Origin of the sequence: Blautia marasmi (assembly GCF_900258535.1) — a bacterium.
In the GTDB taxonomy this organism is placed as follows: Bacteria; Bacillota; Clostridia; order Lachnospirales; family Lachnospiraceae; genus Blautia; species Blautia hominis.
Genome location: NZ_OIWX01000001.1, coordinates 3,793,934 through 3,820,727 on the forward strand (window position 1 = coordinate 3,793,934; position 26,794 = coordinate 3,820,727).

Genomic DNA, 26,794 nt, shown 5'->3' on the forward strand with positions numbered 1-26,794 from the left:
CTTCTGGCATGAAAACGCCTCCCGGTACAGTGGCCTGTGTACAGTAACGTTGTGTTACCCCCTTATTAGCTGTAAGAAGTTAATAAGGGGGTTTTTTGTTACCTCCTGTTTTCTACTATTCTTTTTTATTTTTGTATCTGTTATAATCAGTTTATATGGAATAGCGCAGAAGGGCGGGGATGAAAAACACAATGAAAACGAAAATAAAAAACTGGTTTTATAAGCTGAAGTTATACCCCTCTTTGATGTTAACCTTTAACGGCATTTTTGTTTTGGCAGTTCTGGTGATCTTGGCCACATCGGCTGTAATAACAGGGAAAATAACAGTCAAAAATTATTCGACTTATGCGTCACAGTTCATTCAGGATCTGTCAAGAAATGTGGAATACATTACAAATGACGTGGAAAACAAATCGCGTTTTATCCTTTCGGAATCCAGTATCCAGGAAATGCTCACCGCAGAACATCGGAACCCCGCCTACAATGATATCCTGCAGCGGGCAAAGGGGGAGATCACCAGACTGATCATGGAGCAGGATTACATAGAATCACTTTCTGTTTTTGATCTAAAAGGAAATGGTTTTACAGTGGGGGACAGCCCTTCGTATATCAGCAGCCTGTCTGTATGGAAAAAACAGAGTTGGTATCCTGAGATGATCCGAAAGAAGGGAAACTACATCTGGGTAAGCTCCGATTTTACCGGCATCAGGGAACAGGAAAACAAAATTTTGTTTGCCAGGGTAATTAACAGAAAAGACACCATGGACGGGATTGGGATACTTATGGTCGTGCTTGACAACGCATATCTGTCCAAAATGATAAACAGTTTAAGTAATCCTGCCATCGGTGAATTTTATATATACGGCGGGGAAAAGCTTTTGTTTGGACCTGAGGAAGAGAACCGGGAGATACAGGAATTTATAAGCGGAATAAAATTGACCGGAAAAGAGGAGATAGACAGCAGAAGGAGTGGCAGATATTTCGTTACAGGGTGCTATGACCCGCACATGGACTGGAATTATCTGTGTGTAGGCATGGTGCGTGGGGTACTCAGCAGCCAGTGGATAAACTTTTTGATCGTGGCAATGGTCACATGCATTGTGATCATCATTGCCTCTTACATATACAGCCGCTTTTCACGGGGCGTTACCCGGGAGCTTCAGAGCCTGAATGAGATCATGGGGCGTGCCGAAGACCGGAACTTTAAGGAAGAGATCAAGATCAGGAGGATTGAGGAGTTTATACAGCTTGGGGGAGCTTACAATAAGTTGATAAACCGCATACATATTCTTGTCAATGAGGTCATGAGAGAAAAATTGAACGCAAAGCAGGCCCAGCTTGAGAATCTGCAGGCCCAGATCAACCCTCATTTTCTTTATAATACGCTGGATTGCATCAGTTGGAAAGCCATGGCAAATGACCAAACGGAAATAGCGGAAATGATACAATGCCTTTCAAAAATGTTCCGCTTCAGCCTGGGCAGGGGCGAAAAAGAGATTGAGCTGTCAAAAGAGGTGGAAAATACTAGAAATTATCTGCTGCTGCAGAAAAAAAGGTTTGAAGATAAGCTGGTATATCTCATTGATATCCCTGATTCTGTGATGAAATACCGTGTGATCAAGTTCTTCCTGCAGCCGTTGGTGGAGAACAGCATCCTTCATGGGATTCAGTCTAAACCTGAAAAAGGATACATCGGTATCTCAGCCGGGGAAGATGATGGGCAGCTTGTGGTCCGGGTCTGGGATAACGGAACAGGGATTGATGAGCAGCAGGTAGCTGTGCTGCTTCGGGGAGATACTTATGACAGCAGCGGAAAGAGACACAGACATGGGATATACAACGTAAATGAAAGGCTGAAAATGCGTTATGGGGAGGAGAGCGCATTGCGGTTTGAGAACCGAAAAAATGGTGGGACTAAGGTTACCATACGGATTCCCGTAGATAAACTTCAGGGAAGGAGTGGAGGAAGTAATGTATCAGGTATTACTGGTGGATGATGAACCTGTTATTCTAAGAAATATAAGTAAAGTCATAGATTGGGAAAAATTCGGGTTCAGCGTCTGCGCCACAGCAGAATGTGGGGAAGAGGCGTGCAGGCTGCTGAAAGAGTACAAGCCAAGTCTTGTGATAACAGATGTGATGATGCCCCAGATGAACGGTATTGAGCTGGCGGAGTTGATCGGGGAGAATTATCCAAAAACAGAGGTTATCATCATCAGCGGATATGATGAGTTTGATTTTGCCCGTTCCGCCATGCGGGCAGGGGTTATGGAATACATTATGAAACCCACGAAAAGAGAGGAACTGGAACTGGCCCTGCAGAAGGTCCGCGAAAGAATACAAAAGAAGGAGGACCTGGAGCGCAATATCAGAGAACTGCAGGAGGAGGCTGAAAAAAACATACCCATACTGAAAAATCAGTTTTTCAGCGAACTGGCGGAAAAGATCATCTCTGAGGGACAAAACCTGCCGCAGAGCCTTAAGTATTACGGCTCCCCGTTGAAAGGGAATCCGTTCAGGCTCTGGTGTTTTGATCTGGACAGGGAAGAAATCTGCGACAGCATTCCGGAGATGCGGGAACTGCTGTGGGTACAGCTTCGGATGATCATCAGAGATCATATCAGGGGACAGTTTGTCAGTGATTCTTTTGTAAAGGGAAAGCATTTATTTTATGTGGTTGAGGATTCCGACACGCTGCAGGATGGAACGGCCATGGAGGAAGTTCTGGAAAGCATCCTGAGTGAATTTAAAAATCTTACCAGGACCAGTCTTTCTGTGGGAGTAAGCTGCGTTTATGAGGAGTACCACAGATTATCTATGGCACGCAAGGATTGTGAGGCAGCACTGGAGGAACGCTGCAATTTGGGAGAGGGAAGCTGTATCTTCTACGATGAAGTCAGAATATTTTCGGATGAAAGTGTGGAATATAACCATGAGCTTATGAACCAAATCTGCATGAAGCTCCGTGCACTGAATAAAAAAAGCGCAGTGGACCTGATTGAAAAGATGTATAATGGGATGAGGGAAAATAAAGCCATATATCAGCAGTTTTACAGCCAGACTATCCTTATCTTAACAGAGCTGTTCAATCTCTCCCCGGATGAGGAGAGGAAGAAAAAGATCAGGGATGCGATTGCCGGGCTGAATGACTATAAGACAGGAGATATGCTGAAGGCTCTTGTTCTCGGTATCACGGAAGAGATCGTGGATGAAGCGGCAGCTGATTCGGCAGGAAAAAACAGAGAGATCATGGGACAGATTGTCCGGTATGTGGAAGAGCATCTGGGAGAAGAAATCTCCCTTGCAGATGTGGCAGATGCAGTCCATCTGAGCAAAAACTATCTGTGCAGCATATTCAAAAGAGAGAAAGGGGAGACATTTTTTTCTTATCTTACAAAAGTCAGGATGGAACGGGCAAAGCAGCTTCTGCGGAAAACAGAACATAAAGTTTATGTGATCGCTGAGATGGTAGGCTATACGGATTATCCTTATTTTTCACAGGTGTTTAAAAAGCATACAGGGATTACCGCCGGAGAATACAGGGAAATTTATGCCGGCGAATAAAAGAAAAAGGATATAGGCTGGGCTGTGGTCTTACAGGAAATGTAAGGCTGCAGCCCAATTTCTGTTTTACTGCTGAAGTGAGGAATATATTTAATGCAGTCGGAATATATTCTATATTTTTCACCAAAGTGCAATGATAGAATGGAAACATAAACAAAAGGTAACTGTTCAGTATCCTCACAGTTACAGGCAAAAATCCATGCAGGATCGCCTTTGGCGATGGGATTTTTGCTTGGTTGCGAAATGCTTTCTTACGGTCAGCGCAGTGAATGCGCAGACCTACTGAATAGTTACAACAAAAGGACAAAACATGGAGGTAAGAAAATGGGAAAGGCGAAAAAAGTAATCGTATTGCTGGGGATCACAGGTATGATCGGTACGCTTGCAGGGTGCGGCGGCAATGGGGCAAAGGACAGCAAGTCTGAGGCAAATGCAGGAAATAAGGATGGGGAGGGCAAGACGGAAATTTCAATTTTGGTGCATTTTGACCCGGAAACAGACAATCCGGCAAAGGTGGACAGTTTTCAGGAGGCGGCAGATAAACTCGGTTATAAGATCAACTTAGAGCGTGTGGATGATGCCACATATAAGACGAAGATCCGGGTTATGCTTCAGGCAAACGAGCTGCCGGACTTGTTTTATACCTGGGGAGGTTCTTACAGCGAACCGTTTTTATCCGCCAATGCGCTTTATCCCTTGGAGGATGCCATTCAGGATTCCGGCTATACACTTTATGACACCTATGCGCAGGCAGATGAAAACGGCCACAACTATGTGGTACCCACAGGGGCCCTGGAATCCTACTGTCTCTTTTACAACAAAGCGGTTTTTGAAGAGATGGGAAAAGAGGTGCCCGCGGACTGGGAAGCGCTGCTGGATGTAGTGGATGCATGCAATGCCAAGGGCATTGGAGCCATGGGGCTTGGAGACAAAGACCGGTGGGAGGGAGACCTCTTTTATAACATGATGGTGGTACGGGAAGAAGCGGACGCATTTACTGACGCTATGAAAGATGGAGGTACTTTCACCAGTGAACCGTTTGCAGTGGCAGCCGAAAAGGTGCAGACGCTGATAGAAAAAAATGCATTCCAGAGCGGTTATATGCAGGCAACCCCCTCTGAATGTGTTGAGCTTTTGAAGGCCGGAAAGATAGCCATGTATCCCACCGGCTCCTGGCAGGTATCCGCATTACAGTCTGATGAGAACTTAGGATGCGCCGTCTTCCCTAAAACCGGGAAGGAAGATCCATATCTCTCCTGCTGCGGAAATGCAGCAGATGCGGGAATTGCTGTCAGCGCCAACTCTGAGAATAAGGAAGCAGCAGCGAAACTGGCAGTGGAATACTCCAAGATCCTCAATGATCATCTGGCGGAAAGCGGGGAACAGACCTATTTTGAAACAGAGATCGAAGAAGCCGGACAGACAGAAATGATGAAAACGTATATTGAAAACTTTAAAAAACTGGAGAAGACCCAGCTCTGGTGGTTCACATATCTGGATACTGCGATCGGAGAGCCTATGAGGGATTTATCTCAGCAGCAGTTTGCAGGCGAGGTGGATGCGGATGATTTTCTTCAGCAGCTGGAAAGTATTATAAAAGGCGGATGATATAACAGAAGTGCAGGACTGTCCTCAGTGGAGGACAGTTCCGTTTGAAGGAGGAAGAAGAATGAAAAAAATGTTGTCCAACAAACCGGTCATCGCACTGTTTGTGATTCCGGGGCTTCTTATATTCGCTTTTATCTTTGTGTATCCCATTTTGTATACAATAAATCTTAGTTTTACATCATGGAAGGGAATCGGACCAAAAGAATATGTGGGATTTCTCAACTATACAAAACTATTTTCCGATGATGTGGTTTTTAGAAAAGCACTTGTCAATACACTGGTCATTCTGGTGGTTGCGGTGATCGGACAGTTGGTGCCTGCGCTGTTTTTTGCCATGCTGCTGTCCAATATGAAAAAGAGAACACGTTTCTTCAGAATCGCATTTTTTATACCCGTGCTTTTATCCACCACAGCGATCGCCCTTATGTGGCAGAAAATATACGATGTAAACTATGGGCTTCTGAATGAATTTTTAAGGCTTGTGGGTTTGTCAAATTTTCAGCACGAATGGTTATCCGAGAAGGGCACTTGTCTGATCGCAGCTATCGTTCCGGTGATATGGCAGTGGATCGGCTATCATATGATCATTCTCTATGCGGGGTTAAAGGCCATCCCGGAACAGTATGAGGAGGCGGCAAAGCTGGACGGGGCCAATGGCCTTCAGATAACGTTCCGTGTTATCATACCAATGCTTCGGGATATACTCAAAGTCTGTCTGGTGCTTGCTGTGGTGGGCAGCATAAAGATTTTTGATAATATCTATGTTATGACTGCAGGCGGGCCTTACAATCTGACCACAACCATAGCCATCCATATGTATAAGGAATCCTTTCTGAAATTTAATTACGGATATGGCAGCGCTATTGCCGTCATGCTCTGTGTGGTATGTATCGGAGTCTATCTGCTGATCAACAAGGCTATGTCACGGGAACCCATGGAATATTGACAGGAGGAAACGGCAATGAAGATAAAAAATAGAGTCAAAATCGTGATCTTGATCATTTTTTCCGTGATCCAGATATTTCCGCTGCTATGGCTGGTTAATTTTTCTCTGAAGGACAACAGTGAGATTTATACGGCCAGCTCCTTAAAACTGCCGGAAACACCTGTGTTTGGCAATTATGCGGAGGCATGGCTGAAAGGAAACGTGGCCGAATATTTTCTGAACAGTGTGTTGGTCACTTTTATAAGTGTTGCCATCACCGTTGTACTGAGCTGTATGATGGGATATGCGATCACAAGGATGAAATGGAGAGGGAGCAATGCCGCATTGGGATTTCTGATGCTGGGCATGATGGTTCCCATACACGCCACCTTGATCCCTTTGTTTCTACTCATGCAGAAGGCGGGGCTGCTGAACACACATTGGTGTATCATCATCCCGTACATAGCGGCAGGTCTGCCTCTTGCCGTATTTATCATCAGTAATTTTCTCAGGAGCATCCCCCATGAACTGGAGGAAGCTGCGTTTATAGACGGATGCGGTGTGATAAGATCGTTTGTACATATTATAATCCCGGTACTGAAACCGGCGGTGGCTACGGTTGCTATCTTCACTTTTATGAGCAACTGGAATGAGTTTATTATGGCATCCACGTATCTGCAGACATCGGAATTGTATACACTGCCCATTGGACTGACTGCTTTTCGGGGGGCCTATTCCACCGCTCTGGGGCCTATGGCGGCAGCTATTGTCATAACATGTATACCACTGATCTTATTTTATTGTGTTTGCAGTGAGCAGGTGGAAAAAAGTTTCGCGGCGGGAGCTGTGTTGAAGTAAATAACGGAGCAAAGGAGAGAAAAGTATATGCAGACGTCAAAAGAATGTGTTTTGAATGCCATAGAGGGAAAAGGACCGGACAGGATACCTCTCTGTCTGGATTTTGATTCAGATGCCCTGAACCGGGCAATTACAGAGAATATAGTAAAAGATTACAATGCGGATATTTTAATCATTCCGAGTTATGACCCTGAATTTGTGCCGGTTGCTGAGGGATACACCCAGTGGGGATATAAGATGGAGACATTTGGGGAAACAATGGGGGAGGTGAAGAATCCGCCGCTAAAGAACTGGGAGAACTTTGAAAACTGGAAAAGCCATCTGCCGGATTTCACAGCGCCCGGCAGATATGCAGAGGCAAAAAGGTGCAGGCAGCTTTACCCGGATAAATTTCTGGTGGGAGGGCTTGGCATGATGATGGAAGAAATCATCAACCTGCGGGGGTACGCCAACTGCATGGTAGATTATTACGATGAGGAGGAGAATTTGAACCGTTTGATCGACTGCCTCTACGAAGTGGGAAAACAGATGGTGGACGGCTATGCCGAGGCCGGCATGGATGCGGTTATGGCCTGGGAGGACTGGGGGCTGCAGCGGGGGCCTATGATGTCATACCAGATGTGGGAGACATATTATTATGACAGGATGAAAAGTTTTGTGGATTACATCCATAAAAAAGGTATGAAATATTTTCTTCACTCCTGCGGGCACATTACCTATCTTCTGGATGTCTTTACAGAATTTGGGGTGGATGTGATCCAGATGGACCAGCAAATGAATATGGGGCTGGAACTGCTGGGCAAATGGACCGGAAAAATATGTTTTTTATGTCCCGTGGATATCCAGCACAGTGTGCAGATGACGAAAGAGGAGATGGGCAGCTATATCAAAGACATGATACATGCCCTGAGTACAGAAAAAGGGGGATTTATGTACAAAGCATACCCCCAGCCGGCTGCCATCCATATGCCGGAAGAACAACTGAGGCAGGAAATTGAACTTATGAAAAACGGTTGAGTTCCTGTGGAATATACGCGGAACTGCCAGGCAAAAGTATGGTATCATACTTCTGCCTGGCATATTTTATTAGATAGAAAATCTTCCGGCTTTTAAATATCCCGTATGAAAACGCCTCCCGGTACAGTGGCCAGTGAACAGTAACGCCTTGTGGGACAGTGGCTGTACGCAGGGGAATTCCAGGTTGTATCTAACCGCATATCCATGATACAATAGAAAATATGACCAGAGAAGATTCCTGAAAATACAAGGCTTTTTTCTGTTACCATATGGAAAAGGACATTGCATTTCCCGGCAAATTGTAATATATTATGGAAGTAAGTAGTTATGGTTACTGTTCAAAGGACCGGCCGGTCCGGTGCAGTATGCAGACCGCGGAAATGGATTTTCAGACATGCTCTGGCTGTCAGGAAATAGATAGAATTTATAAATGAGGAACGGGAGAAAAATCATGAAAAAAACAGCATTGGTAATCATGGCAGCCGGAATCGGCAGCCGCTTTGGAAAAGGGATCAAACAGCTTGCGAAAGTGGGTCCAAGCGGTGAGATCATCATGGACTATTCCATTCACGATGCCCTGGAGGCCGGATTTAACAAGATTGTATTTATCATCAGAAAAGATATAGAAGAAGAATTCCGTGAGGTGATCGGCAACCGGATCGAAAAGCTTGCAGAGGTGGAATATGTGTTCCAGGACCTGAACGATCTGCCGGAAGGTTTTTCCTGCCCCAAGGAGCGCACAAAACCATGGGGAACCGGACAGGCTATCCTGGCAGCAAAGGAAGTGCTCTCTGAGCCGTTCATTGTCATCAACGCGGATGACTACTACGGCAAAGAGGCCTATGTGAAAATCCACGACTATCTGGTGGAGGAGCACCCGGATACCGGAAAGCTGGACGTCTGCATGGCAGGATTTATCCTGGAGAATACATTGAGTGACAACGGTTCTGTGACAAGGGGGATCTGCTCCCTGGATGAGCATAAAAATCTGGTGGGAATTGCAGAGACTTATCATATCAAAAAGACACCCCAGGGACCTGCTGTGGAGACCGAAGAGGGAAATCTTCGTATGCTGGACCCGAAAAACCTGGTGTCCATGAATATGTGGGGACTGACACCTGCATTTTTAAAGACCCTGGAAGAGGGATTTGTGGAATTTTTGAAGGAATGCCGCCCGGAAGACCTGAAAAAAGAATACCTGCTTCCCACCATCGTGGATAAGCTCATCAAGGAGAACAAAGCGGACGTGGCTGTCCTCAAGACACATGACACTTGGTTTGGTGTTACATATCAGGAAGACAAAGAAATAGTAATGAAAGCTTTTGCCGATCTGGCAGAACAGGGTGTGTATAAAAAGAACCTGTACGCCTAGACCGGAAATAACGCAGATTCCACATTAACAGTGACAAATCGCTGAAAATATGATATTTTATAATACGGTAACGAAAAGATAAATAAATTGAATTTTTGTATAAGGAGTCAATTATGGGAAAATATTTTGGAACAGACGGTTTCCGCGGGGAAGCTAACGTAAACCTGACAGTAGAGCATGCGTTTAAAGTGGGACGTTTCCTGGGATGGTATTTCGGACAGGAGCACAAGGCTCAGATCGTGATCGGCAAGGATACCAGAAGAAGCAGTTATATGTTTGAATATTCACTGGTTGCAGGTCTGACAGCATCCGGAGCAGATGTATATCTTCTGCACGTGACCACCACTCCCAGCGTTTCCTATGTTGTGCGCACAGAGAACTTTGACTGCGGTATTATGATCTCAGCCAGCCACAATCCGTTCTATGACAACGGAATTAAGATCATCAACGGCAACGGACAGAAAATGGAAGCATCTGTGGAAGAACAGATCGAAGCTTATATTGACGGAAAAGTGCCGGAGCTGCCTCTGGCAAAGAGAGAAGAGATTGGGCGTACCGTGGATTTCTCTGCTGGGAGAAACCGCTATATCGGATATTTGATCTCCATTCCCACACGTGCCTTTAAGAATAAAAGAGTGGGTCTTGACTGTGCAAACGGCAGCGCATCCGCCATTGCCAAGAGCGTATTCGACGCACTGGGCGCAAAGACCTATGTGATCCACAATGATCCGGATGGAACCAACATCAACACCAACTGCGGCTCCACCCATATTGAAGAACTGAAAAATTTTGTGAGAGAAAACCACCTGGATGTGGGCTTTGCCTACGACGGGGATGCTGACCGCTGTATCGCTGTGGATGAGAACGGGGATGAAATGAACGGTGACCTGATCATGTATGTGTGCGGAAAATACATGCAGGAACAGGGCAAGTTAAACAACAACACCATTGTCACCACGATCATGTCAAACCTGGGCCTTTACAAAGCCTGTGAGAGAGAGGGCATTGCGTACGAGAAGACAGCCGTTGGAGATAAATATGTCTGCGAGAACATGATGGCAAACGGCCATTCCATCGGAGGCGAGCAGTCCGGCCATATCATCTTCTCAAAACATGCCACCACAGGTGACGGCATCCTGACATCCCTGAAACTGATGGAAGTCATCATCGAGAAAAAACAGCCATTAAGTGTGCTGACTAAAGAAGTGAAAATTTATCCCCAGGTACTGAAAAATGTACGGGTATATGATAAGAAAGAAGCCAGAGAGAATCCGGAAGTGGTGAAAGCCATTGCAGAGGTGGAGAAAAGCCTTGGAGATGACGGAAGGATCCTGGTGCGTGAAAGTGGTACAGAGCCTGTTGTCCGTGTTATGGTGGAAGCAGCTACAAACGAAATCTGTGAACAAAATGTAGATCATGTGATCGCTGTCATGAGGGCTGAGAACCTGATCGTACAGTGACAGGACGGAGAATTTATTTGTGAAGGGAAAATTTATTGTTCTGACAGGATGCATCCTCTGCCTCTTGGCAGGATGCGGGAAAGATACACCCAGTTATTATGAGCTGGGGGCGGAAGATTTAGAGGGGAAAGATTATCAGAGTGCCATTGAGAACTTTGAGCTGGCAATCGCCGATGAGAAATATGAGGTGGAGGCTCTCAGGGGAGAAGGCATTGCCTATCTGAAGATGGGCAAATACGAGGAGGCGCAGCAGGCCCTGGAAAAAGCCAGGGACCTGGCAGCGGATTCGGAGAAAGCCATGAGAGCGGACATTCTGGCCTATCTGGCAGTGGTGCAGTATCAGAGAGGCGATTATGAGGGCAGTGCCGCTACCTGTGACCAGATGCTGGATGTGAAGAACAGTAAAGAAGGATATTTTCTGAGGGGTACTGCTTATCTGCATCTGGACCAATATGACAAAGCTGCCTCTGATTTTGGAAAAGTGGCTGCAGATTCCAAAGAGTACAATGACTATCTGGAGATCTACCGTGTATACGAAGAGTGTGACATGAAAGCTGACGGAGAGTCTTACCTGGAGATGGCTCTTGAAATAGAGGGCAGTGATGAGCAGGACCACTATGACAGAGGCCGTGTCTACTATTATCTGGAGGAGTATGATGAGGCAAAAAAAGAACTTACCACATCATACAATGACGGGTACAAGCAGGCAGCCATATATCTGGGCAAGGTTTACGCCGAGCAGGGTGATACAGCCAACGCCCGCGCCAACTATAAAGAGAGCCTGAGTGAGCAGTCACTGCAGGCAAAAGCTTACAACGGTATGGCATACTGCGATATCCTGGACGGGGACTATGACAGTGCCCTCTCTAATATCCAGAAGGGATTGGATACAGGAGACCAGGACGAGAAACAGGCACTTCTGTTCAATGAGATCGTAGCCTATGAAAAGAAGATGGACTATGCGTCTGCAAAAGAGAAGATCACTGCTTATCTGGAGGCATATCCCACAGATGAGAGAGCAGTGAAAGAAAATTATTTTTTGGAGACAAGGTAAGAAATGCCGGATTTCCCATATAAAGAACAGAGTATGTAAGTGTACTCTGTTCTTTTATCTTTTAGAAATAATTATAGAACATACTGCTGATGACTGCAGAAGTGCCGGATACAGCCCTGCTCTCAGATGCGAAAAAGTGATGACAGGAGGAAAGATATGAAGAAGGTATGGCAGATATTCATCAGGGACTGCAAAAGACTGCTGCGCAGCCCTGTGGCGGTGATCGTGGCGGTGGGAATCTGTATCATCCCCTCCCTGTACGCATGGTTCAACATTGCCGCTAATTTTGACCCTTATGCAAATACAGGGGATATTAAAGTGGCAGTGGCAAACAGCGATAAAGGCGCGGAAAGTGAGCTGACAGGAAGACTGGATGCAGGCGGTGAGATCGTCAGTAACCTGAAGGAAAATGATGCCCTGGGCTGGGTTTTTGTGGATGAAACCAGAGCGGTGGATGGGGTGAGATCCGGAGAATACTATGCAGCCATTGTCATTCCCGAAACATTCAGCCAAGATATGCTGAGCATTACCAGCGGAACATTCAGCAGGCCGGAATTTACATATTACATCAATGAAAAGAAAAATGCCATTGCCCCCAAAATAACCGATACCGGGGCGGAGACTGTGGAGAAAGAGATCAACAGTACCTTTACAGCCACAGCGTCAAAGGCAGTGGCAGACATCATAGAAAAATCTACAGGTTCCCTGTCCGAAGAACTGGGCAGATCAAAGGAGAGCCTGCTGGAAAGAATCAGCCTGGTATCAGATAATATCGGGGAATATCAGACCGGCCTGGAAAAATTCCGGAATTCTGCGGACAGCTCAAATGAGACGATCAAGGATACCAAAGGAACTCTGGATGCCCTGACAGAAGCCGCCGGGGAGGGCAGCAGTGCCATGGACAAGAGCAGTGAGATCCTGGAACACGCCAGGACGGCGGCAGCTGATTTTTCCACCGGAATATCATCTGCTCTCTCCCAGGGGCAGGGTACGCTGGCGGATATAAGTGCTGCCTCCAAGTCCGCTGTGGGTGAAATGAACGGCAAGATCCTGGAGATCAACAGTCAGGTGGACGGCATGATCACCAAAGCGGAGCAGGCAGCTTCTCTGGGGCAGAATGTCCTTGACAATTTGGAATCTTTCAATAACACATACCCAACAGATGCCATGACATCTGTGATCGCGGCCCTGGAAGCAGAGCTGGAGGGACAGAAGCAGACCATATCCAGTCTCAGACAGGGAAATGACAGCATCGGAAATTCCGTGGAGACCGCATCCGACGCCCTTAGCCGGATGGATACCATCATACAGGAGGCAGGGGGACAGCTCCTTACATCCAGAGAATCCTTTGACCGGCAGATCCTGCCGGAGATCAGCCGGAATCTGGATTCCTTCTCAGCACTTTCCGGCCGGCTTTCCGGTATTTTAGACGGTGTGGAGCCGTCCACGGAGCAGGTGAAAGCTGTTTTGGATGAGCTTGCCGCAAGTCTTGATGATATACAGGCTGTCCTGGTGAGCACCGGAGATTCCCTGCAGAGTGTACAGCATATACTGGAAACTGCCATGACGGACTTAAAAGCCCTGGAAAACTCTAAATCCATGGAACTGCTTTTTGACCTTTCCGGGATTGACGGGGAATCCGTGGCGGACTTTATGTCCTCCCCTGTGGAGGTGGAGACAAAAGATGTTTACAGCATTGATAATTATGGCTCTGCGCTGGCCCCCTTTTACACTAACCTGGCCATCTGGGTGGGAGGCATTGTGCTGATCGCCATCTTCAAACTGGAGGCAGACAAAGAGAAGGTGGGGAAATTTTCGGCTGTACAGGGATATTTCGGAAGATGGCTGCTGTTTGTGGCTTTCGGGATCGTGCAGTCCCTGATCGTGTGTCTGGGAGATCTATACCTGCTTGACATACAGTGTGCAAATCCGGCAGCATTTTTATTTGCAGGTGTTTTTGCCTCCTTTGTGTATGTAAACATTATTTATGCGCTGTCCATCACCTTTAAACATATCGGAAAAGCAGTCTGTGTTATTCTGGTGATCGTACAGATACCGGGTTCTGCGGGAACCTATCCCATTGAGATGACACCCGGATTTTTCCAGGCGCTCCATCCCCTGCTTCCATTTACCTACGGCATCAATGCCATGCGGGAAGCTGTGGCAGGCATTTACCGGTACCATTATCTGAAAGATATGCTGTGCCTGACCGCCTTTATCCCCATAGCGCTTTTGATCGGTGTGGCTGTGCGTCCGTGGATGCTGAACCTGAACCTGCTCTTTGACAAAAAGCTGGCTCAGACAGATTTGATGCTCTGTGAGGAAAATGGAATGCCAAATGAGAGGATGCGCCTGTCCTCTGTGGTGCGAATGCTGGCAGGCCAGGAGGAGTTTCAGGAACAGCTCCGTGAAAAGGCAGCCGGATTTGAAAGGCGTTATGAGAGAAGGATCAAGCGGGGATTTCTGGCTATCCTTGTGATCCCCCTTATTTTCCTTCTGCTGATGTTCAGTATAGACTCCAAGATGATCTTTTTGGTGCTTTGGATTGCATCTATTATAGGGATCGCGCTCTATCTGATCTGTCTGGAGTATATCCATGAAAGCCTGAACCGGCAGATGCGGCTCAGTAAAATGAGCCGGGAGGAACTGCATCAGGTGTTGAAAAATAAGAAGGAGGACAGCGGCAGATGAAAAATATATGGAAAATTTTCCGGTCAGATATCAGCCATATTAAAAATAATGTCATTGCGCTGATCGTCATTCTGGGGCTGACGGTGGTGCCTGCTCTGTACGCGTGGTTTAATATTGCCGCAAGCTGGGACCCATACGGCAATACCGGCGGGATCAAAGTGGCTGTGGCAAACGCGGATGAGGGGTATGAGAGCAGCATTGCCCCTATCAAGATCAATATGGGCGACACGGTCATCTCAAACCTCAGGGCAAATGAGCAGATGGACTGGGTTTTTACAGGTAAGAAGAAGGCAGTGGAGGGTGTGAGATCAGGAAAGTATTATGCGGCCATTGTCATACCAAAGTCTTTCAGCAGGGATATGATGACCGTTTTCTCCGATGATGTGACACATTCAAAGCTGGTCTATTATTCCAACCAGAAGGAAAACGCCATTGCGCCCAAGGTTACGGACAAAGGGGCAGACTCCATACGGTCTCAGATTGATGAGATCTTCACCAAGACCATCAGCCAGATCGGACTGGATGTGATGAATTCCCTGTCCTCATACCTGGATCAGGACGGCACAAAGACCATGATTGGAAATCTTGCCGGAAATACGGAGAACAGCGCGGATGATCTGAGAGGGCTGGCCTCCACCATGACGGCATTTTCAAATATGATGGATTCCATGCAGGGAATTCTGGATACCACCTCCTCCTTATTGGAACAGTCAGGGGAGAGTACGGATACCGGACTGGATGTGCTTAGTGATGCCGGGGACGGCATTGACAGTCTGAGCAGCACCCTTGCGGGGACCACAGAGGCTGTTAGTCAGGTACTTGGGGACAGTGGTTCCTATTACCGGGCGGTATCCCAGGTGATCAACGAGACCTTTGACTCCATGGAGAACAATACCCAGGATGCAGCGTCCAGCCTTGCAGGACTCTCCGAAGTGACCCAGAGTGTGATCGACAAATATACGGATTTCCGGGACAGTCTGGCATCCATTCGGGATTCCCTTCCTGCAGGAGGAGAACTTCTGGATCCGTTTATCAGCAATATGGAAGAACTGATCGCAGGACAACAGGCATTAAAAGATAAGCTGGATGAGACAGCCGGTAAAATTACAGATACAGCCGCTGATATCAGTACATACCACAGTCAGCTCGGGCAGATGGCAGAGGACAGTGTACAGCAGATCTCCTCGGTGCAGAGTGATTATGAGGATAATCTCCAGGCAGAGCTTGAGGAACTTTTCCAAACCCTGGGCGATACAGGCACCTCCGTGGCAAAGATGATGGGAAAACTGGATGACAGTCTTTTGGGGCTTAAAAATATATCAGACGGTGCTGCCCTTGATCTGGCAGATGTGAGAAAAGCACTGGATACCTCTGCGTCCCTTCTGACCGAGGCGGCGGATCAGATAGAAGGTGTGTCAAAAACGCTGGGGGATGCTGCAGACAGTCAGGATTCGGATATGCTGCAGAATCTCATCGGCAGCGACCCGGCATCCCTGAGCGCCGCTTTGGCAGCGCCTGTAAAACTGCAGCGGACGGCTGTGTATCCTGTAGAGAATTATGGCTCCTCCATGGCACCTTTTTACTCCTCCCTGGCAATCTGGGTAGGAGGGATCGTACTGGTAGCCATGATGAAGGTAAATGTATCAAAAAAGACCACGGACAGCCTGAAAAATGTGAAAGAATACCAGATGTACCTGGGCAGATATATTTTGTTTTTGCTCATGGGTCTTTTCCAGAGCGGGCTTATCTGCCTGGGGGATCTATATTATCTGGGAATCCAGTGTGAGCATCCGTTTTTATTTGTGGTGGCTGGATGGATGGCAAGTATAGCTTTTGTGAACCTGATCTATACCCTTACGGTCTCCTTTGGGGATATCGGCAAGGCAGTATGCGTGATCCTTCTTGTCATCCAGGTGGCAGGCTCCGGCGGAACTTTCCCTATAGAGGTGGCGCCTGCGTTCTTTAAAAAGGTATATCCGTTCCTGCCGTTCACCCACAGTATGACTGCCATGCGCGAGTGTATCGGGGGATTTTACGGGAATACTTACTGGGCAGAGCTTGGAAAACTGGGGCTTTTTCTGGCAGCATCCCTGCTTTTGGGGCTGGTTTTAAGAAAACCGGTGATCCGCCTGAACCATGCGTTTATGGAAAAGTTGGAGAGTACAAAGGTCATGTAAATGCGGTGGTATCCGTCTGTTTTGCTGCGAAAGTCTGCAATTTAGTGATGGAGTTATAGTGAATAAAGTAATAGTGAATGAAGTTATAGTGAATGAAGTAATAGAGAATAAAGTAATAGTGAAAGAAGGAGGACAGAGCGTGGAAAAGATATTGATCGTGGAGGACGAGGAAGAGATTGCCTGCGGTCTGTCCTCTGTTTTAAAAAACCAGGGATATGCAGCGGTTATCTGGGATGGAAGAGGGGGCGTCAGGGAGATCATCGAAGAGTCAGCTCCGGATCTGATCCTGCTGGATATTAATCTGCCGGGACAGGATGGATTCACCCTTTGCAGGGAGATCCGGAATCTCTGTTCCCTGCCTGTTATTTTTCTCACAGGCCGCAGCACTTCCATGGATGAGCTGGAAGCCCTGCAAAGCGGCGGGGATGATTTTATCACCAAACCATACAAAGCGCCTATTCTGCTGGCACGTATACAGACTGTGCTGCGCAGGGTAAAAGGGGCGGGAAGGCCCGCAGTGCTTGAATACCGGGGCATCACACTTGATTTGGGGGCTGCCCGTGTGTCTTACAGAGGAGAGAGCCTGGAGCTTGGCAGAAATGAGCAGAAGATTCTCTGCAGGCTTTTTGAACATGCAGGAAATATTGTGAGCAGGGAAGAATTGGTGGACTATCTCTGGGAAAACCAGATTTATATTGATGATAACACGCTCAGCGTAAATGTGCGCAGGCTCAGGGAAAAGCTGGCCGCCATAGGCCTGTCCGGTCTGATACAGACAAAGAGGGGAATGGGGTACAAGATATGAAGTTCAGAGAGTTTTTAGAGGACAGGACAGGTATCGTGCTTTTGCAGATGGGGTCTGCCTGGGCTTGTTCTGTTTTTTTGACAGCGCTGGGAGTACAGCCAAGGGAAGTGGCGCTGCTTCTGATCACCTGGTTCGGGATTTTTGCTGCCTGGACCGGGTTTTCTTTTTACAGAGAAAAAAAGTATTTTGATCAGCTCATGGACACGGTGCGGAATATGGAAAAACCCTGGCTGGTCACAGAGATTTTAAGCCCCCCGGATTCGTGGGAGGGGAAGAAATACTGGGAAGCCATGCAGATTTCCATGAAAGCCATGGAGGAGCAGGTGTTTGAGGCCGGGCAGAAACAAAGAGAGTACCAGGAATATGTGGAGAACTGGGTGCATCAGGTGAAACTGCCGTTGACAGCCGCCCAGCTTGTATGTGAGAATGACAAAAAGAAAGACAGCCGCCGCATCTTAAAAAGCCTGGAAAACATAGACAGGGAGATTGAGCAGGCCCTTTATATGAGCCGGATGGAAAATACGGAGCAGGATTATATCATACAGAAGACCCAGATACAGATATGTGTGGCGCAGGCGGTGGCGGCTGATCAGGAGTCTTTCCGCCAAAGAGGTGTCCGTATAGAGACAAAGGGGCTGGAGACAGAAGCCTGTACGGACAGCAAGTGGCTTATCTTCATGCTGCGCCAGGTACTGTCAAACAGTCTGAAATACATGGAGGATTCCCCCTGTATTATGATCTCAGCTTGGCGGGAAGAAAATACGGTCTCGTTGTCCGTGGAGGATAATGGCTGCGGAATCCGCGAGAGTGAGATGGGAAGGATCTTCAGCAAAGGGTTCACAGGAAGCAATGGGAGAAAAAACAGGGAATCCACAGGGATGGGCCTGTATATCTGCAGGAAACTCTGTGAAAGACTGGGTATGTCCATCCGGGCAGAATCTGTCTGGGGAGAATATACAAGGGTTGTGTTTGAAATTCCCGTATCGGAACAGGTATCTGTTTTTCCTCATCTTACGAAAGTGTAAGATAATATACGGCAAAATCACAGGTATTCTGCCTTTCTATTTTCTATAATAAAGAGGAACAGAGGATAGAAGGAAAACAGGGGGAATGTAAAATGGCAGAAGTATTGAGAGTGGAGAAGATAGAAAAATATTATGGTACCAGGGAAAATCTGAAGAAAGCGCTGGACGGCCTGAGCTTTCAGGTGGAGGAAGGGGAATTTACCAGTATTATGGGGGCCTCAGGTTCCGGTAAAACAACACTGCTGAACTGTATTTCCACAGTGGACTGTGTGAGTGCCGGGCACATTTATCTGAACACCGGCAGGCAGGCTTCCTCCGGCGAGATAGATATCACCGGAGTGGAGCAGGGGGCACAGGCAAAATTCCGAAGAGAGAATCTGGGGTTTGTGGTTCAGGATTTCAATCTCCTGGACCGTCTTACCATTGAGGAAAATATTGCCCTTCCCCTGGTGCTTCTGGGTATGCCGGCAGGAAAGGTGCATGCGAAAAGTGTGGAGATGATGGAACGGCTGGGGATAGGGGATGTTGCCTCCAGGTTTCCTTATCAGGTATCAGGAGGGCAGAAACAGAGGTGCGCCTGCGGCAGGGCGCTGATCAAAAAACCCAGGATCCTGCTGGCTGATGAGCCTACGGGCGCGCTGGATTCACGAAGCTCCCGGCAGCTTATGGGGCTTTTGGAAGAACTGAACCGGGAACTGCAGGTGACCATACTCATGGTGACTCATGACTCGTACTGCGCAGGATTTGGGAGACGTGTACTTTTTCTAAAGGACGGAAAGATTTTTAATGAGATCGTCCGGGGGGAGAAGCATCAGCGGGAGTTTTACGAGGAGATTTTACAGGTACAGTCCTTTCTGGGAGGTGATGTATCATGTTAAGAAAACTCTCAGGAAGGAATGCACTGCGGCAGATGCGGGATTATGTGGTGTATTTGGTGACGCTGATCCTGTCCGTGACTCTCATGTATTCTTTTCATCTGCTGGTATTTTCCGCAGAGATAAAGGCGGTCATGAAATCATGGTCCATAATGCCGTTTATTGTTGTTTTTATCAGCCTTATCATTGTACTGATCCTGGGCAGGCTTGTGAGCTATATCACAGAGTTCATCTTCAGGAGAAGGAGCCGGGAGTTTGGTACTTACATGATGCTGGGGATTGAAAACAGAGAGATCGCTGCCATGTTTGCCAGGGAGAGCAGAATGCTGGGCGCTGCGGCATGGATCGCAGGACTTGTGGGAGGAACTTATTTTTATCAGATACTCAAGGCGATGGTGATGCACCTGTTTCTCCGGCCTTTTCATATCAGTGTGGGATTTTCCTGGGAGGCATTTTGTCTGACCGGTGTGTATCTGTTTTTGATATTCGGCCTCTCGGGAAGGAAATTAAAAAAGAAGATCATACGGCTCAGTATCCGGGAGCTGCTTTCCATGGAGACAGAGAACGAGAAGGCTTTGGTGCAGAAGAAAAAGGGGAAAAGAGTTCTTTTTGCCATGTCAGTATTTGCTTTGCTTCTGGGATGTATCACTTTTGCGGTACTGCTTATCGGAGAGGTGTCGGATAATGCCGGGGGAGCGCTGAGCTTGTTTGGTCTTGCCATGATCGTGTTGTCCATATTCGGTCTTTTTATGAGTGTCCCCGCAGTATTGGAACAAAAACTCAGGAAGGTGAAGTGGAAGTACAAAGGCAGAAATCTGGTTCTGGGACGGCTATTTTCGGGGAAAATATGCAATCTCAGCCTGACATTTGCCAGTGTCAGTATCCTGTTCCTGCTGGTGTTTCTGGCGGTGGGCCTGGGGCTGTTTTTTAATAAGCGGGTGGACAGCCGGGTGGATGAGACTGCTTTTGATTTTGCTGTGGGTACGCTGTATGGACAGGAAAGCCTGGAGCGTTTTGAGGAGTATATAGAGAGGGAACTGCCACAGGCCAGGACAGCTCGTTATAAGGTCTATACTTCCGGGAAAATGGATTTCAGACAGCATTTTTCCGTGGAGGATATAGGGAAATTTATGAGTATCTCCCATATGGATGCCATGGATAATGATTGTTATATGGCCATGTCTGTCTATGAGGAATTAAGAGAGCTGCTGGGAATGGAGAAGGCAGATCTGGAGGAGGATAAATACTACATGCATTGCAGCCAATTCGCCAGGGATGATCTGGTGAGGTATGCCAAGAGCCGGGATCTGACGGAAATGGGAGGGAAGAAGGAGACACTTTCCTTTGGCGGGTCATTTACCGGTGCATTTTTCCAGCAGGAGTTTTTCGGAAACGGCAGCTATTATCTTCTGATTGTGCCGGACAGAGTGGCAGAGCATATGCAGGTGATGGAGGACTTATATGTGGGAGTGGCAAAAAAGGAGCTTTCCATGGAAACATATGAAGGAATTGCTTCTATTGAGAGAGGCGAAAAGACATATATCACAGGGAAAGCGGAAATCAGGGAGAGCGGGGCGTCCATTGTCATGTGCCTTACATTTCCACTGTTTTATCTTGCCTTTATTCTCCTGGCAGCGGCAGCAACCATTATGACGGTACAGATTCTCAGCAATCTGGACCAGGAGAGGCGGCAGTTTGGCATACTGGGAGAATGCGGGATGGACAGGGCAGAGCAGATAAAGCTTCTGCGGAGATATTTTGCCGTTTACTATACCTTCCCTGTACTTCCAGCGGCTGTGGGGAGCACTGCTGTATACCTGGCGATCACAGCCAGTGTGGATTGGGATGTGTATCAGGGAATGACGCTGGTGGGATTTGGCGAGGGTATGGGGATTCTGGGGATGACCGCAGGTGCTTTCTTCAGTATCTATCTGATATATTGTTTCAGCGCGTATCTGTCTTTTAAAAAAGCGGTTTTGTAGAAATGAGGTCCGGTAAATGCCTTGTACGTCAGGGATACCGGGCTTTTTTCTATTCGATTAAAGCGTAATAGTACATATATTCAAAAAAAGTTACATGTACTTAAAATTGAGAATACATTAAGATATAGCAGAGTAGATAGATTTGGAAACCATTTTTTGTGTAGCAACAGGAGTGAGACATATGACAAAATTTGAACCGGACTGGCTGACGATCCCGCTGTTTGCCCATGTAAAACCGGAAAACCCTTATCACAAGGAACAAAAACCCAGGGCCCTCAGGGAGTTTCCGGTAAAAAATCTGCATGTTCTTGCACGTGCGGAGATGGAACTTCCGGGGGATAAGCGCAGGTATATCCTCCGGATATCCGCGGATGATCGTTACATGCTTTGGATAAACGGAATCTATGCGGGACAGGGGCCTGCCCCGGCGTGGCCGGAAAAATATTATTTTAATGAAATAGACATTACCGGATATCTGCACCCCGGGAAAAATGTACTTGCTGTACATCTGTATTACCAGGGACTTGTGAATCGTGTCTGGAACAGCGGGGACGGGCGCTTCGCTCTGGCCGCACAGGTGACGGCAGAGACTGAGACTGCAGAGTCCGTGGAAGGCCATACAGAAGGGTGCATAAAAGAACAGATACCTCTCATATGGAAATATCAGATAGCAGAAGCTTATTCAGGTGAGACTACTGGATATGAGACACAGTTTTTGGAGGATTTTGACAGCCGCTGCTGGGAGCAGGGCTGGAATCAGACAGATTTCGACGACTCTGTGTGGGAACCTATGGTGAAAGCCCGGTGGGCAGATTATAAGTTGATAAAACAGCCCACCGAAATGCTGGCTGTGTATGAGAGAGCGCCGAAGACAGTGGAAAAAGCGGAGGGATGCTGGTTTGTGGATATAGGACGGGAGATCACGGGCAGCCTGCGGGTCAAAGCGCTTGGCCCGTGGGGAGCAGCGGTGGAGGTCCTCTGCGGGGAGGAAAAAAATGACGACGGCAGTGTCCGTTATGCTATGCGGTGCGGCTGCTGTTACCGGGAGAAATGGACCCTGGACGGAAATATATGTGAACTGGAGCCATATGATTACAAAGGATTCCGGTACGCGGAAATCCATTTTGGCAGCGGGGTAAAGATTCTGGATGTTTCTGTGCTGGTGCGCCACTATCCCATGGATGATTCTCTGTGCAGATTAAGGACTACAGATGAGAAACTGGCAGGCATTTTTCACATATGCAGAAACACAGTGAAATACAGCACACAGGAGGCATATCTGGACTGCCCCACAAGGGAGAAGGGACAGTACCTGGGAGATGCAGTGGTCACATCCCGTTCCCAGGTGTGGCTTACCGGGAAGACCGATATGCTGAGAAAATGTATAGACCAGTTTGCTCTTACGAAAAGTGTTTGTCCGGGTCTTTTGGCTGTAGCTCCGGGTGCCTTTATGCAGGAGATCGCAGACTTTTCCCTGCTTTGGTCCCAGCTTTTGATGACAGATTATGAATTCACAGGGGATAAAGGATTTTTGAGCAGTTATTATGATACGGCCAAAGGTATTGTCAGCTATTTTGCCGGATTTCAGAATGAGAAAGGCCTTTTAGATCAGGTGTGGGACAAATGGAATCTGGTTGACTGGCCGGAAAACCTGCAGGATGATTATGATTTTAACCTGAGCCGTCCTGTTGTGGCAGAAGGCTGTCACAACGTTGTCAATGCCCTGTATGCAGGCGCAGTAAAGACGCTGACAGAGATAGAGACGATCCTTGAGCTGCCGGTCACCTATTCATTCAGCAGAATAAAGGCTGCTTATGTGAACGCTTTTTACAGACCGGATAAAAAACAGTTCGCAGACAGTGTGCAAAGTACACACTGCTCCCTCCATTCCAATTTATATGCACTGTACTTTGGCCTTGTCCCGGATGAGGCCGTGGAGCATGTGGCGGATCTTTTGGAGGAGAAGGGCTTCTGCTGCGGCGTTATGCCCAGTTATTTCCTTTTGAAAGCCCTGGCGGGAGCCGGGCACCATGAAGGGGTGTACAGGCTTTTGACCAATGAGGGAGAACACGGCTGGGTCAACATGCTGCGGGAAGGAGCCACCACCTGTTTTGAAGCATGGGGAAAAGATCAGAAATGGAACACCAGCTTATGCCATCCCTGGGCAACTGCGCCTGTCAGTATTGTGATAGAAGAACTGGCAGGGATCCATCCGGACCCAGGGGAGGAGAAAGGGTTTAGGTTTGAGCCTCATATACCGGATTCTGTGGGACAGTTTCATCTTACGGTGCCATATGGTGGGAAGCGTTTTCAGGTAGTAAAGGAAGAGGGGGATGACAGGACCTTGCTATGCATTCTGCCGGAACCGTAAGTGTTCCTTTCCGATAATAGTAACCGGTAGATCACAACATAATATTATCCTAAGTTTGTTTATCCTTGTATTGACTATATGCAATAGGTTGCGTATAATAGATATGTAACCTATTGCATAATGGAGGTGCATATATGGATAGAATAGAAAAAGAAGAATATATAATAGGGAGTATTTCTTTGCTTTCAAATAAGATAACATTATTTGGTGATTCGATATTCCCCGACATTACCTTTAAACAGTGGTTTTTGTTGATGATGATCTCTAAAATGGAGCTTCAAGAAAAGAACCTCAATAGTATTGCAGATTTTGTAGGAACAACAAGACAGAATGTAAAAAAAATGTTGGTACCACTAGAAAGCAAGGGATATGTGAGGATTGGAAAGTCAAAGAATGACGCAAGAGCTTTAAAAGTGGAATTGACAGATAAGACATATCAGTATTTTGCTGAAAATGACGAGCCTACTGCTTGTGAGACCGATAAATTATTTTCTTCATTTTCTGTTACGGAAATTGATAGTTTCGTCTATACACTTGAAAAACTACTCTGTTGTTTTGAAGCTTACGGAAAGGACAGGAAGATCAATGAATGATACAAAACCGATAGTTCAGGTTTTAGACGTACTGATCATACTGCTATTGCTGCTTGTAACAATGGTGGGCATAAGTTCTTTTCATACTTCACATTCCTATGAATTTGTGAATCAGTATGGAGATAGGATACAGATGTGGGGAGCTGGAATATATGCCCATGATTCTTATTTCAAAGCACCTATTTTTATTGGCTCTGATTTTACCATCCTGCTGTTTATTGTCCCCTTGTCAATGGTTACTTTTTTAAGAACAAGGAAAGAACAAAGTGTTGAGCATTTTATACAAAGTTTTGGTATTGTCAGTTTACTGCTTTATTATTCCGCAAGTCTGGCTTTTGGTGTTTCTTATAACCGGCTGCATTTAGTCTATATCGCATTATTTGGGGTATGCTTTTTCCGTGCCGGTATGCTGCTTGCAAAATTGCATACGACCGGTATCAGGCAGGAAAAAGTTTGCTCATATCATTTTACAAAAGGAATGAAAACATTTTTGCTGGTGGCAGGGCTGTCTCTTTTTGCTGCCTGGCTTCCCGATATTTTGATATCTATCGTAAATGGAACATCTTTAGAGCTGATTGAAGTATATACTACGGAAATTACATATGTACTGGATATGGGAATCATTAGTCCGCTGATGTTCCTTACATATTATCTGATCAGACGTGATAACTTTATTGGATATGTTTTTCTTCGGATGATCTTCAAGGTATGTATGTGTATTGGCATCATGCTCCCTATTCAGTCTGTATTTCAGCTGCTGGCGGGGATTTCAATACCTATACCGGCTTTGATGACCAAAGTTTTTATATTTGTTGTCATGGCTCTTTTTGCTGCTTATTTTGAATATTGTATCAAACAAGAAACGAAATATATTTAGCTAAAGGAGTGCATTTCAATATAGTGTTGAATGAATATCTTCATACAAAGTCCTATCAAGAATTTGCCTCGAGAGGTGATGCGAAGCATTCTTGACGGGGCTTTTTATTTTAAAGAATCCGTTAACCCGGTGAGATTGAGATCCCAGTCTTTCAAGCTTTTTTCTTTCCAGTATTGACAATGATGATATGTAAGTGTATAGTGTGATGTATAGAGATACACACTAAAGGGGTGAGTCATGAAGATAACCATATCAAACAGTGCCAATGAACCGTTATACCAGCAGATCATGGAGCAGATCAAAGAGAATATCCTGAGCGGAGAGCTGCAGGAGGGGGAGCTGCTTCCCTCTATCCGCAGTTTTGCCAATGATCTGAAAGTCAGCGTGCTGACCATCCGAAGAGTTTACGAGGAACTGGAAAAAGAAGGATTTGTAGTGAGCCAGGTAGGGCTGGGGACTTTTGTTAAGGCCGGGAATACTGAGCTTTTCAGGGAATCGAAGCGGAGAATGATCGAGGAAAAGCTCATGGAGGCTTTGAAGCTGGCGTCCATGCTGGATATCGGGAAAGAGGAGATCATGGAAATGATTGACATTTTAAGTGAGGAGATAGGAAATGGATAATGTGCTGGAAGTAAGGGATTTAAGAAAGAAGTATGCCAGATTTGAACTTCAGGATGTAAGCTTTACTATACCGGAGGGATGCATTGCCGGATTTGTGGGGAACAATGGTGCCGGCAAGACAACTACCATCCGTGCCATCTTGAATCTGATACACAAAGACGGCGGTCAGGTAAATATTCTGGGAATGGATATGAATGAAAAGAGGGAGAGGGAACAGGAAATTAAGAACCGGATCGGTGTGGTTACCGATAACGGAGGTTTTTACGGAATGTTTACGTTAAAAGAGACAGCCGCTCTTTTCGCCTCCCTTTATAAGAACTGGGATGATTCGGTGTATAAAGACTGGATACGGAAATTTAACTTAAATGAGAGACAAAAGATACAGGAGCTGTCAAGAGGGATGAAAGTGAAATTTTCCCTGGCTCTTGCCATGTCCCATCATGCGGAGTTTTTAGTTATGGATGAACCCTCCAGCGGACTTGACCTGATCACCAGAGCACAGATCCTGGAAAGCCTCAGAGAGTACATGGAGCGGGAGGGAAGAGGCGTATTTTTTTCCACTCATATCGCTACAGATATAGAAAAGGTAGCGGATATTGTGATTCTCATTGACAAAGGCAGAATTGTATTTCAAAAAGAAAAAGATATTCTCATGGAGGAATACAGGATCGCAAAAGGGGACATGAGAGACTTGAGCAGGGAGGCAGAGGAACTGTTTATCAGCCTCCAAAAAACAAAATATGGCTTTACCGGTGTCACCGGAAGGATGGAGGACATGAAGCACCTGATTCCGGATGTGCTGTTTGAGAAGCCGGATATGGAGGAAATACTCATGGCATGTATGGGAAAGGAGAGTATGGAATATGGTAAAAGCGCTGTTTATGAAAGATGTCAGGCTGACTAAAAAAAATCTTCCCGT

General features: G+C 46.6%; 20 protein-coding genes. All 20 read left to right on the forward strand.

Annotation, left to right across the window (positions count from 1 at the left end; all coding sequences use genetic code 11):
* The first annotated feature begins 191 nt into the window (after positions 1–191).
* The 20 genes from C6P39_RS16370 to C6P39_RS16465 all read left to right on the forward strand — a co-directional run bounded on the left by C6P39_RS16370 (position 192) and on the right by C6P39_RS16465 (position 26,779).
* A complete protein-coding gene (locus C6P39_RS16370) occupies positions 192–1,997 on the forward strand; it encodes a sensor histidine kinase (protein ID WP_158661596.1) in 1,806 nt (601 codons plus the stop codon).
* Positions 1,972–3,564 (forward strand): response regulator transcription factor, encoded by a 1,593-nt coding sequence (locus tag C6P39_RS16375; protein ID WP_104804496.1) that lies wholly within the window; start codon positions 1,972–1,974, stop codon positions 3,562–3,564. The genes C6P39_RS16370 and C6P39_RS16375 overlap by 26 nt, the downstream gene beginning before the upstream one ends.
* Positions 3,565–3,888: 324 nt before the next feature.
* Positions 3,889–5,172 (forward strand): extracellular solute-binding protein, encoded by a 1,284-nt coding sequence (locus C6P39_RS16380; protein ID WP_158661597.1) that lies wholly within the window; start codon positions 3,889–3,891, stop codon positions 5,170–5,172.
* Positions 5,173–5,233: 61 nt separating this feature from the next.
* Positions 5,234–6,118 (forward strand): carbohydrate ABC transporter permease, encoded by an 885-nt coding sequence (locus tag C6P39_RS16385; protein WP_104804498.1) that lies wholly within the window; start codon positions 5,234–5,236, stop codon positions 6,116–6,118.
* Positions 6,119–6,133: 15 nt separating this feature from the next.
* Entirely contained in the window at positions 6,134–6,955 is an 822-nt protein-coding gene (locus tag C6P39_RS16390; protein ID WP_095171539.1) for a carbohydrate ABC transporter permease, read from the forward strand.
* Positions 6,956–6,982: 27 nt separating this feature from the next.
* On the forward strand, positions 6,983–7,972 hold the full coding sequence (locus C6P39_RS16395) for a uroporphyrinogen decarboxylase family protein (RefSeq protein ID WP_095171537.1): 990 nt from the start codon (positions 6,983–6,985) through the stop codon (positions 7,970–7,972).
* Positions 7,973–8,423: 451 nt separating this feature from the next.
* Positions 8,424–9,344 carry a nucleotidyltransferase family protein gene (locus tag C6P39_RS16400; RefSeq protein ID WP_104804499.1) on the forward strand — a complete coding sequence of 307 codons (921 nt, stop codon included), beginning with the start codon at positions 8,424–8,426 and terminating at the stop codon, positions 9,342–9,344.
* A 113-nt stretch (positions 9,345–9,457) separates the two neighbouring features.
* Entirely contained in the window at positions 9,458–10,804 is a 1,347-nt protein-coding gene (gene glmM, locus C6P39_RS16405; protein WP_104804500.1) for a phosphoglucosamine mutase, read from the forward strand.
* 19 nt (positions 10,805–10,823) lie between these two features.
* Entirely contained in the window at positions 10,824–11,858 is a 1,035-nt protein-coding gene (locus C6P39_RS16410) for a tetratricopeptide repeat protein (protein ID WP_104804501.1), read from the forward strand.
* 156 nt (positions 11,859–12,014) lie between these two features.
* Positions 12,015–14,549: a YhgE/Pip domain-containing protein gene (locus C6P39_RS16415; protein ID WP_104804502.1), complete on the forward strand. Its 2,535-nt coding sequence runs from the start codon at positions 12,015–12,017 to the stop codon at positions 14,547–14,549.
* Positions 14,546–16,726: a YhgE/Pip domain-containing protein gene (locus tag C6P39_RS16420; protein WP_104804503.1), complete on the forward strand. Its 2,181-nt coding sequence runs from the start codon at positions 14,546–14,548 to the stop codon at positions 16,724–16,726. Before C6P39_RS16415 ends, C6P39_RS16420 begins: the two co-directional genes overlap by 4 nt.
* A 139-nt stretch (positions 16,727–16,865) precedes the next feature.
* Positions 16,866–17,531, forward strand: coding sequence for a response regulator transcription factor (locus tag C6P39_RS16425; protein WP_104804504.1), 666 nt, complete (start codon positions 16,866–16,868; stop codon positions 17,529–17,531).
* Positions 17,528–18,556: a sensor histidine kinase gene (locus C6P39_RS16430; protein ID WP_104804505.1), complete on the forward strand. Its 1,029-nt coding sequence runs from the start codon at positions 17,528–17,530 to the stop codon at positions 18,554–18,556. Before C6P39_RS16425 ends, C6P39_RS16430 begins: the two co-directional genes overlap by 4 nt.
* A gap of 92 nt (positions 18,557–18,648) precedes the next feature.
* On the forward strand, positions 18,649–19,434 hold the full coding sequence (locus C6P39_RS16435) for an ABC transporter ATP-binding protein (protein WP_104804506.1): 786 nt from the start codon (positions 18,649–18,651) through the stop codon (positions 19,432–19,434).
* Positions 19,428–21,413 (forward strand): FtsX-like permease family protein, encoded by a 1,986-nt coding sequence (locus C6P39_RS16440; RefSeq protein ID WP_104804507.1) that lies wholly within the window; start codon positions 19,428–19,430, stop codon positions 21,411–21,413. Before C6P39_RS16435 ends, C6P39_RS16440 begins: the two co-directional genes overlap by 7 nt.
* 181 nt (positions 21,414–21,594) lie before the next feature.
* On the forward strand, positions 21,595–23,784 hold the full coding sequence (locus C6P39_RS16445) for a family 78 glycoside hydrolase catalytic domain (RefSeq protein WP_104804508.1): 2,190 nt from the start codon (positions 21,595–21,597) through the stop codon (positions 23,782–23,784).
* Between the two features lie 134 nt (positions 23,785–23,918).
* Positions 23,919–24,377 carry a MarR family winged helix-turn-helix transcriptional regulator gene (locus tag C6P39_RS16450; protein WP_104804509.1) on the forward strand — a complete coding sequence of 153 codons (459 nt, stop codon included), beginning with the start codon at positions 23,919–23,921 and terminating at the stop codon, positions 24,375–24,377.
* Positions 24,370–25,254, forward strand: a complete 885-nt coding sequence (locus tag C6P39_RS27980; RefSeq protein WP_104804510.1) for a hypothetical protein — start codon at positions 24,370–24,372, stop codon at positions 25,252–25,254. The genes C6P39_RS16450 and C6P39_RS27980 overlap by 8 nt, the downstream gene beginning before the upstream one ends.
* 237 nt (positions 25,255–25,491) lie before the next feature.
* Positions 25,492–25,875 carry a GntR family transcriptional regulator gene (locus C6P39_RS16460; protein ID WP_095171511.1) on the forward strand — a complete coding sequence of 128 codons (384 nt, stop codon included), beginning with the start codon at positions 25,492–25,494 and terminating at the stop codon, positions 25,873–25,875.
* Positions 25,868–26,779 (forward strand): ABC transporter ATP-binding protein, encoded by a 912-nt coding sequence (locus tag C6P39_RS16465; RefSeq protein ID WP_104804511.1) that lies wholly within the window; start codon positions 25,868–25,870, stop codon positions 26,777–26,779. Before C6P39_RS16460 ends, C6P39_RS16465 begins: the two co-directional genes overlap by 8 nt.
* The last annotated feature ends 15 nt before the right edge of the window (positions 26,780–26,794 follow it).

What these genes read in the sequence shown, in the direction of transcription:
- C6P39_RS16370 (WP_158661596.1), top strand. Translation starts at nt 192, where the DNA reads ATGAAAACGAAAATAAAAAACTGGTTTTATAAGCTGAAGTTATACCCC.
- C6P39_RS16375 (WP_104804496.1), top strand. Translation starts at nt 1,972, where the DNA reads ATGTATCAGGTATTACTGGTGGATGATGAACCTGTTATTCTAAGAAAT.
- C6P39_RS16380 (WP_158661597.1), top strand. Translation starts at nt 3,889, where the DNA reads ATGGGAAAGGCGAAAAAAGTAATCGTATTGCTGGGGATCACAGGTATG.
- C6P39_RS16385 (WP_104804498.1), top strand. Translation starts at nt 5,234, where the DNA reads ATGAAAAAAATGTTGTCCAACAAACCGGTCATCGCACTGTTTGTGATT.
- C6P39_RS16390 (WP_095171539.1), top strand. Translation starts at nt 6,134, where the DNA reads ATGAAGATAAAAAATAGAGTCAAAATCGTGATCTTGATCATTTTTTCC.
- C6P39_RS16395 (WP_095171537.1), top strand. Translation starts at nt 6,983, where the DNA reads ATGCAGACGTCAAAAGAATGTGTTTTGAATGCCATAGAGGGAAAAGGA.
- C6P39_RS16400 (WP_104804499.1), top strand. Translation starts at nt 8,424, where the DNA reads ATGAAAAAAACAGCATTGGTAATCATGGCAGCCGGAATCGGCAGCCGC.
- glmM (WP_104804500.1), top strand. Translation starts at nt 9,458, where the DNA reads ATGGGAAAATATTTTGGAACAGACGGTTTCCGCGGGGAAGCTAACGTA.
- C6P39_RS16415 (WP_104804502.1), top strand. Translation starts at nt 12,015, where the DNA reads ATGAAGAAGGTATGGCAGATATTCATCAGGGACTGCAAAAGACTGCTG.
- C6P39_RS16420 (WP_104804503.1), top strand. Translation starts at nt 14,546, where the DNA reads ATGAAAAATATATGGAAAATTTTCCGGTCAGATATCAGCCATATTAAA.
- C6P39_RS16430 (WP_104804505.1), top strand. Translation starts at nt 17,528, where the DNA reads ATGAAGTTCAGAGAGTTTTTAGAGGACAGGACAGGTATCGTGCTTTTG.
- C6P39_RS16435 (WP_104804506.1), top strand. Translation starts at nt 18,649, where the DNA reads ATGGCAGAAGTATTGAGAGTGGAGAAGATAGAAAAATATTATGGTACC.
- C6P39_RS16440 (WP_104804507.1), top strand. Translation starts at nt 19,428, where the DNA reads ATGTTAAGAAAACTCTCAGGAAGGAATGCACTGCGGCAGATGCGGGAT.
- C6P39_RS16445 (WP_104804508.1), top strand. Translation starts at nt 21,595, where the DNA reads ATGACAAAATTTGAACCGGACTGGCTGACGATCCCGCTGTTTGCCCAT.
- C6P39_RS16450 (WP_104804509.1), top strand. Translation starts at nt 23,919, where the DNA reads ATGGATAGAATAGAAAAAGAAGAATATATAATAGGGAGTATTTCTTTG.
- C6P39_RS27980 (WP_104804510.1), top strand. Translation starts at nt 24,370, where the DNA reads ATGAATGATACAAAACCGATAGTTCAGGTTTTAGACGTACTGATCATA.
- C6P39_RS16460 (WP_095171511.1), top strand. Translation starts at nt 25,492, where the DNA reads ATGAAGATAACCATATCAAACAGTGCCAATGAACCGTTATACCAGCAG.
- C6P39_RS16465 (WP_104804511.1), top strand. Translation starts at nt 25,868, where the DNA reads ATGGATAATGTGCTGGAAGTAAGGGATTTAAGAAAGAAGTATGCCAGA.